Here is a 7,303-nt window from a genome sequence, read left to right as displayed (position 1 = left end):
AACCGCGCCGGACGACACCTACCCGCAGAGGGAGCGGGTCGAAGGCCCACCCCTCAGAACGCAGCCTCGTCCAACTCCATGATGTCGTTGTCGATCCCAGCCAACACCTTCCGCGTAGCCGTCAACTGCGGCAACACATTCCGCGCGAAGAACTTCGCGACCGCGACCTTCCCGGAATAGAACGCCCGATCCTTGGCGTCCGTGTCACCGACGAGCGCCGCGGCGGCGATCTCCGCCTGCACCAGCAGCCTCCACCCGATGAGCAGGTCGCCGACCGCGAGCAGGAAGCGCACGGACCCCAGCCCCACCTTGTACAACTCGGTGGGCGACTGCTGGGCCGCCATCACGAATCCGGTGAGCGTCGCCGCCATCGCCTGCACGTCGGACTGGGCGGTGCGCAGCAGTTCTCGTTCGGTCTCGAAGCGCCCGGTCGGGGTGGCGAGGAAGGCGGTGATCTGGCCGTCGACGTGGGCCAGCGCCGCACCCTTGTCGCGAATGATCTTGCGGAAGAAGAAGTCCTGCGCCTGGATGGCGGTGGTGCCTTCGTACAGCGAGTCGATCTTGGCGTCGCGGATGTACTGCTCGATCGGGTAGTCCTGGAGGTAGCCCGAACCGCCCAGTGTCTGAAGGGATTCCGTCAGCAACTGGTATGCGCGCTCTGAGCCGACGCCCTTCACGATGGGCAGCAGCAGATCGTCGACGCGGTGCGCCAGATCGGCGTCCGCGCCCGAAACCAACTGCGCCACATCGGCGTTCTGATGCGCGGCGGTGTAGAGGTACACCGAGCGCAGTCCCTCGGCATAGGCCTTCTGCATCGCCAGCGAGCGGCGCACATCCGGGTGACGCGTAATCGGCACCCGCGGAGCCGCCTTGTCCGCCATCTGGATCAGGTCCGCGCCCTGCACGCGCTCCTTCGCGAACTGCAGCGCATTGAGGTAACCCGTCGAGAGCGTGCCGGAGGATTTGACGCCCACCATCATGCGGGCGTTCTCGATCACCTGGAACATCTGCGCGATGCCGTTGTGCACGTCGCCGACCAGCCAGCCCTTGGCAGGAACCGGGCCGCCGCCGAAGGTCAGCTCACAGGTCGGCGAGGACTTCAGGCCCATCTTGTGTTCGACGCCGGTCACGTAGACGCCGTTGCGGTCGCCCAGCTCGAGCGTCTCGTGGTCGAACAGGAACTTCGGCACGTAGAACAGCGACAGCCCCTTGGTGCCGGGGCCCGCGCCCTCCGGCCGGGCGAGCACCAGGTGGAAGACGTTCTCGGCGGTGTCACCGACGTCGCCGCCCGAGATGAACCGCTTGACGCCCTCGATGTGCCAGGACCCGTCCTCCTGCGGGATCGCCTTGGTGCGGCCCGCGCCGACATCCGAGCCCGCGTCCGGCTCGGTCAGCACCATGGTGCCCTGCCAGCCCTTCTCGTAGCCGACCGTTGCCCAGTGCTTCTGCTGCTCGTTGCCGACGGTGAACAGCACCGACGACATCACCGAGCCCATGCTGAAGAAACTGGCCGCCGGGTTGGCGCAGGTGATCATCTCGTTGACCGCCCAGACCACCGCGTTGGGCGCCGGCGTGCCGCCCATGCCCTCCGGCATGCCCAGCCTGCCCCAATCGGCGTCGCGCACCGCCGCCACCGTCTTGCGCAACGGCTCGGGTACGGAGATCTCGAAGGTGCTCGGGTCGTAGACGACGGGCTCCCGGTCGGCCGCGGCGAAGGAGTCCGCGATCGGGCCCTCGGCGAGGCGCTTCACCTCGGCGAGGATCTCGCGCACGGTGTCGGAGTCGAGGTCGCCGTAAGCGCCGGTATCGAGGAGCTTGTCCAGGCCCAGCACCTCGAAAAGGTTGAATTCGATGTCACGCACGTTCGCCTTGTAGTGCCCCACCTGGTCCTCCTCGACTCGCGGCCGTGGCCCGCCGCCACGACGCTCCGGCGCTTCTGACGATGTACAAATCGCAGCCTGCCGCACCGGGAATCGGCTACGCAACCGTAGGGAAGATCAGAGCGAACACGGCCCGACGAACCTCGCCGACGACCTGCGCCGGACCGCGTGCGGGCGAGCGCCGACGACCGAACCGTAGACGTTGCTACGGACCGACTACGGACCTCACGCCGGTTCACCGATCGATAGCCGGAAAGTTTTCACACACCGGAAACATCGGCAACGGACTCGTCACCGAGAGATATTCCGGCGCAACAACTTCTGTCTACTCTTCGCACCACGAATATGCGGTTGTATACACCCCGGTCGACAGCTTTGACCGGGGCGGATGCGGCGTATTCGCGCGCGGCGCTGCCAGCGCCGCCGAACACCTGATGAAGTGAGAGGGTCCCGCCCCATGTCAGATTCCCGCGCCGCTCATCGGCATCGTTCCCGCCTGACCAGAGCGCTCGCCGCGCCGACCGCGCTGGCGCTCGCCGGCCTGTTGCTGACCGCCTGCGGCGCCAAGGACGACGCCACGGTCGGCTCGAACGCCGCCTCCTGCGTCGACACCTCCACCGACACCATCAAGGTCGGTTCCCTGCACTCGCTGTCGGGCACCATGGCCATCTCCGAGGTCACCGTCGCCAACTCCACCAAGCTGGCCGTCGACCAGATCAACGCCGCGGGCGGCGTGCTCGGCAAGAAGATCCAGCTGGTGCTCGAGGACGGCGCCTCGGACCCGAAGACGTTCGCGGAGAAGGCGGAAAAGCTCATCAGCTCCGATTGCGTGGCCGCGGTGTTCGGCGGTTGGACCTCGTCCAGCCGAAAAGCCATGAAGCCCAAGTTCGAAAGCTTGAACTCGTTGCTCTACTACCCGGTCCAGTACGAGGGCCTGGAGGACAGCAAGAACATCTTCTACACCGGCGCGACCACCAACCAGCAGATCGTGCCCGCGTTGGACTACCTGAAGCAGAAGGGCATTACGTCCCTCTACCTGGTCGGCTCCGACTACGTCTTCCCGCAGACCGCCAACCGCGAGATCAAGGCCTACGCCGCGGCCAACGGTATCGAGATCAAAGGCGAGGACTACACCCCGCTCGGCTCCACCGACTTCTCGACCATCGTGAACAAGGTGCGAAACGCCAAGGCGGGGGCGGTATTCAACACCCTCAACGGCGATTCGAACGTTGCGTTCTTCCGCGAGTACAGCAACGCGGGCCTGAAAGCCGCCGAAATGCCGGTGGTTTCGGTGTCCATCGCCGAGGAAGAGGTCGCGGGCATCGGCGCGCAGCACATCGCCGGCCAGCTGACGGCGTGGAACTACTACCAGACCGTCGACACCCCGCAGAACAAGGCGTTCGTCGACGCGTACAAGGCCGCCTTCGGCGCCGACAAGCCGACCTCGGACCCGATGGAGGCCGCCTACGCCTCGGTCTACCTGTGGAAGAACACCGTCGAGAAGGCCAATTCGTTCAAGACCGAGGACGTCCAGGCCGCGGCCGACGGCGTCAGCTTCGACGCACCGGAAGGCCTGGTCACCATCGACGGCTCCAACCACCACATCACCAAGACCGCGCGCATCGGTGAGATCCGCGCCGACGGCCTGATCTACACGGTGTGGGACTCCGGCAAGCCGATCCAGCCGGACCCGTACCTGAAGTCCTACGACTGGGCCAAGGGCCTGTGACGACTGTCGTCCGTCCGATGCGGGGCGGCCGGTTCGCCGGCCGTCCCGCACAGGCCTGATTCCGGAGGGATTACTCATGGACGTGTTGATCGGCCAGCTCTTCACGGGGTTGAGCCTGGGATCGATTCTTTTGCTCGCCGCACTCGGCCTCTCGCTCACCTTCGGCCAGATGGGCGTGATCAACATGGCGCACGGCGAATTCATCATGGCCGGCTGCTACACCACCTACGTCGTGCAGAAGGTGATCTCCTCGGCGGGTGTCTCGCTGCTGGTGTCGCTTGTGGTCGGGTTTCTGGTAGGCGGCGCGCTGGGCGCGGCGCTGGAGATGGGGCTGATTCGCTGGATGTACGACCGCCCGCTGGACACCCTGCTCGTCACCTTCGGCGTCGGTCTGGTGTTGCAGCAGTTCGCCCGTGACATCTTCGGCGCGCCCGCCAAGAACGTGCTGGCGCCCGAGTGGCTCAGCGGCGGCGTCACCATCTTGGGCGCGGTCGTCCCCAAGACGCGCATCTTCATCCTGGTGCTCGCGGTTCTCGCGGTGACCGCGTTGGCGGTCGTGCTGAAGGCGACGCCGCTCGGCAGGCGCATCCGCGCGGTCGTACAGAACCGCGGACTCGCCGAAACAAGCGGCGTGTCCAGCCGTTTCACCGATATCAGCACCTTCTTCATCGGCTCCGGGCTCGCGGGCGTGGCCGGCGTCGCGTTGACACTGATCGGCTCGACGAGCCCGACCATCGGCCAGAGCTATCTGATCGACGCGTTCCTCGTCGTGGTGATCGGCGGCCTCGGCCAGATCAAGGGCACGGTGATCGCGGCCTTCGCGCTCGGGCTGCTCAATTCCTACATCGAGTACGAAACCACCGCGTCCATCGCGAAAGTCGTCGTCTTCGTGGTGATCGTGATCTTCCTTCAGGTCCGTCCGCAGGGCCTGTTCACTGTCCGGACAAGGAGTTTGGCATGAGCACGCTGATCGGACGCCGCTCCTCGCTGACCGCGCTCTGCGGTTTCGCCGTCGCCGCGATCCTGTTGTTCGCGGTCGCCCCCGCAGTGCTCAGCGACTTCCGGCTCAACCTGCTCGCGAAGTTCCTGTGCTTCGCGATCGTGGCGGCGGGCATCGGCCTGGCGTGGGGCCGCGGCGGCATGCTGACCCTCGGCCAAGGCGTGTTCTTCGGCATCGGCGCGTACCTGATGGCGATGCACATGCAAATGGCCGATGCCGCCCGGCTCGGCAACGATGTTCCTGAGTTCATGGAGATCGCGGGCATTCGCGAATTGCCCACATTCTGGCAGCCTTTCGGGTCGGCGCCGGTGGCGATCCTCGCGATTCTCGTGCTGCCCGCGCTGGTCGCGGCGCTGCTCGGCTACGGCGTGTTCAAGCGCCGGGTCAAGGGCGCCTACTTCGCGATCCTGAGCCAGGCGCTTGCCGCCGCGCTGGCCATCCTGCTCACCGGACAGCAGGCGCTCGGCGGGTTCACCGGGCTCTCGGATTTCCGCGCCTTCTTCGGCTTCAAGCTCTCCGACCCGGTCAACCGGCAGATGCTGTTCTTCATCGCCGCGGGCACGTTGCTCGTGGTCGTCGCGCTGGTGCGCCAGCTGATGCACAGCCGCTACGGCGAACTGCTCGTCGCGGTGCGCGATCAGGAGGAGCGGGTGCGCTTCCTCGGCTACGACCCGGCCAATATCAAGATCGTCGCGTACGTCGTCGCCGCCTTCTTCGCGGGCATCGCGGGCGCGCTGTTCACACCGATCGTCGGCATCATCTCCCCCGCCGACATCGGCGTGGTGCCCTCCATCGCCTTCCTGATCGGCGTCGCGATCGGCGGCCGAACTACGCTGCTCGGTCCGGTACTCGGCGCGATCGGCGTCGCGTGGGCGCAGACCGCGTTCTCCGAACAGTTCCCGTCCGGCTGGACCTACTTGCAGGGCGTGCTGTTCATCGTGGTCGTCGGGTTCATCCCGGCGGGACTCGCGGGTGTGTGGCCGATGGTGAAAGGCCTGCTGGAGAACCGGTTTCGACGCTCGAGCGCGCCGGTCGTGGTGCGCGAGACCGCGCCGACCGAGGACGCTTTGCCTGCCGTACAGCAGGTCGCCGAGGAGAAGGTGGAATCCCGATGACGATCGAACCCAAGCTCGGCGGCAACGCGGGCATGGACAGCGAATACCTCGAAATCCGCGGACTCTCGGTGAGTTTCGACGGCTTCAAAGCGGTCACCGATGTGGATCTGACGGTTCTGCAAGGCGATCTGCGCTTCCTGATCGGCCCCAACGGCGCCGGCAAGACAACGCTCATCGACGCGATCACCGGCCTTGTCCCGGCGACGGGTTCCGCGCAGAAGTCCGGGACCGAACTGCTCGGCAAGAAGGTGCACCAGATCGCCCGCCTCGGCGTCGGGCGCACGTTCCAGACGGCCAGCGTTTTCGAGCAGTTGAGCGTCTTGCAGAACCTGGATATCGCTGCGGGCGCGGGCCGTTCGCCGCTGTCGCTGCTGCGCAGGCGCAAGTCGGTGCTGCCGAGTATCGAAGAGGCGCTGGAGATCACCGGTCTCACGGCGCTGCGCGACAAACCGGCGGGCGTGCTCGCGCACGGCCAGAAGCAGTGGCTGGAGATCGGCATGCTGCTGGTGCAGAACGCCGCGGTGCTGTTGCTCGACGAACCGGTCGCGGGCATGAGCGCAGAGGAGCGCGAGGAGACCGGAAACCTGTTGCGCCGCATCGGTGCCGAGCGCGTCGTTGTGGTGGTCGAGCACGACATGGACTTCATGCGCTCGTTCGCCACGTCGGTGACCGTCCTCGCGGGTGGCCGGGTGCTCAGCGAGGGAACGGTCGAGCAGGTGCAAGCCGATCCGAAGGTGCAGGAGGTCTACCTCGGCACCGCGGCGGCCATCGGCACCGAGCTCGAAGACGAAACCACCGCGCAGGACGTTCGCGCCACGGAGCACGGTGTGCGCGCCACCGATCACAGCGCCGAAACCCCGGCGCAGAACAAGGAGTCCGCCGATGCTTGAACTGGCCGACATTCACTCCGGCTACGGACGGACCGAGGTGATTCACGGTGTGTCGCTGACGGTTCCGGACGACAGCGTGGTCGCGATCATGGGACACAACGGCGCCGGCAAGACGACACTGCTGCGCACCGCGGTCGGGTTGGTCGCCACCAAGTCCGGGCGGATCACCTTCGACGGCGACGTGATCACCAAGCTCTCGCCCTCGCGCCGGGTCAAGCGCGGCATCGCGTATGTGCCGCAGGGCCAGCAGAGTTTTCCCCAGCTCACCACCGCGGAGAACCTGCAAGTGGTGGCCGATGGGCGCAAGCGCGGCAAGGCGCTGATCGACGAGGCATTGGACCTGTTCCCGGCGCTGCGAGAACTGTTGAGCCGCAAGGCTGGCCTGCTCTCCGGCGGCCAGCGCCAGCAGCTCGCCATCGCGCGGGCCCTGATCACCGAACCCAAGCTGCTCATCCTGGACGAGCCGACCGAGGGAATTCAGCCGTCGGTGGTGGCCGAGATCGAGCGCACCATCATCGAATTGACAGGTCGCGGCGGGTTGAGCGTGCTGCTCGTCGAGCAGCACATCGGTTTCGCGCTCCAGGCGGCGCAGCGGTATTACGTGCTGCAATCCGGCCGCGTCACTTCGACCGGTGCGGGGGGCGCAGGTGCGGAGACGGAAGTCCGTTCGGCGATGGCGATCTGAGCCG

The 7,303-nt window shown here is 66.4% G+C and carries 6 protein-coding genes; 5 read left to right on the top strand and 1 reads right to left on the bottom strand.

Annotated elements, in window-relative coordinates:
• Nucleotides 1-53: 53 nt before the first annotated feature.
• The gene (locus tag NAM01S_RS28835) at nucleotides 54-1,883 is read right to left on the bottom strand and encodes an acyl-CoA dehydrogenase (protein WP_067791233.1); all 1,830 of its coding nucleotides are present in this window, start codon (nucleotides 1,881-1,883) and stop codon (nucleotides 54-56) included.
• Between the two features lie 454 nt (nucleotides 1,884-2,337).
• On the opposite strand from NAM01S_RS28835, the gene urtA reads away from it, so the two are divergent.
• The 5 genes from urtA (at nucleotide 2,338) to urtE (ending at nucleotide 7,299) form a co-directional block, all read left to right on the top strand.
• A complete protein-coding gene (gene urtA / locus NAM01S_RS28830; protein WP_067791232.1) occupies nucleotides 2,338-3,609 on the top strand; it encodes an urea ABC transporter substrate-binding protein in 1,272 nt (423 codons plus the stop codon).
• A 76-nt stretch (nucleotides 3,610-3,685) separates the two neighbouring features.
• Nucleotides 3,686-4,570, top strand: coding sequence for an urea ABC transporter permease subunit UrtB (urtB, locus tag NAM01S_RS28825; protein ID WP_067791229.1), 885 nt, complete (start codon nucleotides 3,686-3,688; stop codon nucleotides 4,568-4,570).
• Complete coding sequence (urtC, locus tag NAM01S_RS28820) at nucleotides 4,567-5,724, top strand: urea ABC transporter permease subunit UrtC (protein ID WP_067791227.1); 1,158 nt, start codon at nucleotides 4,567-4,569, stop codon at nucleotides 5,722-5,724. The genes urtB and urtC overlap by 4 nt, the downstream gene beginning before the upstream one ends.
• On the top strand, nucleotides 5,721-6,614 hold the full coding sequence (urtD, locus tag NAM01S_RS28815; protein ID WP_253799474.1) for an urea ABC transporter ATP-binding protein UrtD: 894 nt from the start codon (nucleotides 5,721-5,723) through the stop codon (nucleotides 6,612-6,614). The genes urtC and urtD overlap by 4 nt, the downstream gene beginning before the upstream one ends.
• Nucleotides 6,607-7,299 (top strand): urea ABC transporter ATP-binding subunit UrtE, encoded by a 693-nt coding sequence (urtE, locus tag NAM01S_RS28810; RefSeq protein WP_067791225.1) that lies wholly within the window; start codon nucleotides 6,607-6,609, stop codon nucleotides 7,297-7,299. The genes urtD and urtE overlap by 8 nt, the downstream gene beginning before the upstream one ends.
• Nucleotides 7,300-7,303 lie beyond the last annotated feature (4 nt).

Origin of the sequence: Nocardia amikacinitolerans NBRC 108937 (assembly GCF_001612615.1) — a bacterium.
Taxonomy (GTDB): Bacteria; Actinomycetota; Actinomycetes; order Mycobacteriales; family Mycobacteriaceae; genus Nocardia; species Nocardia amikacinitolerans.
This window is presented reverse-complemented; position numbering and strand designations above follow the sequence as displayed.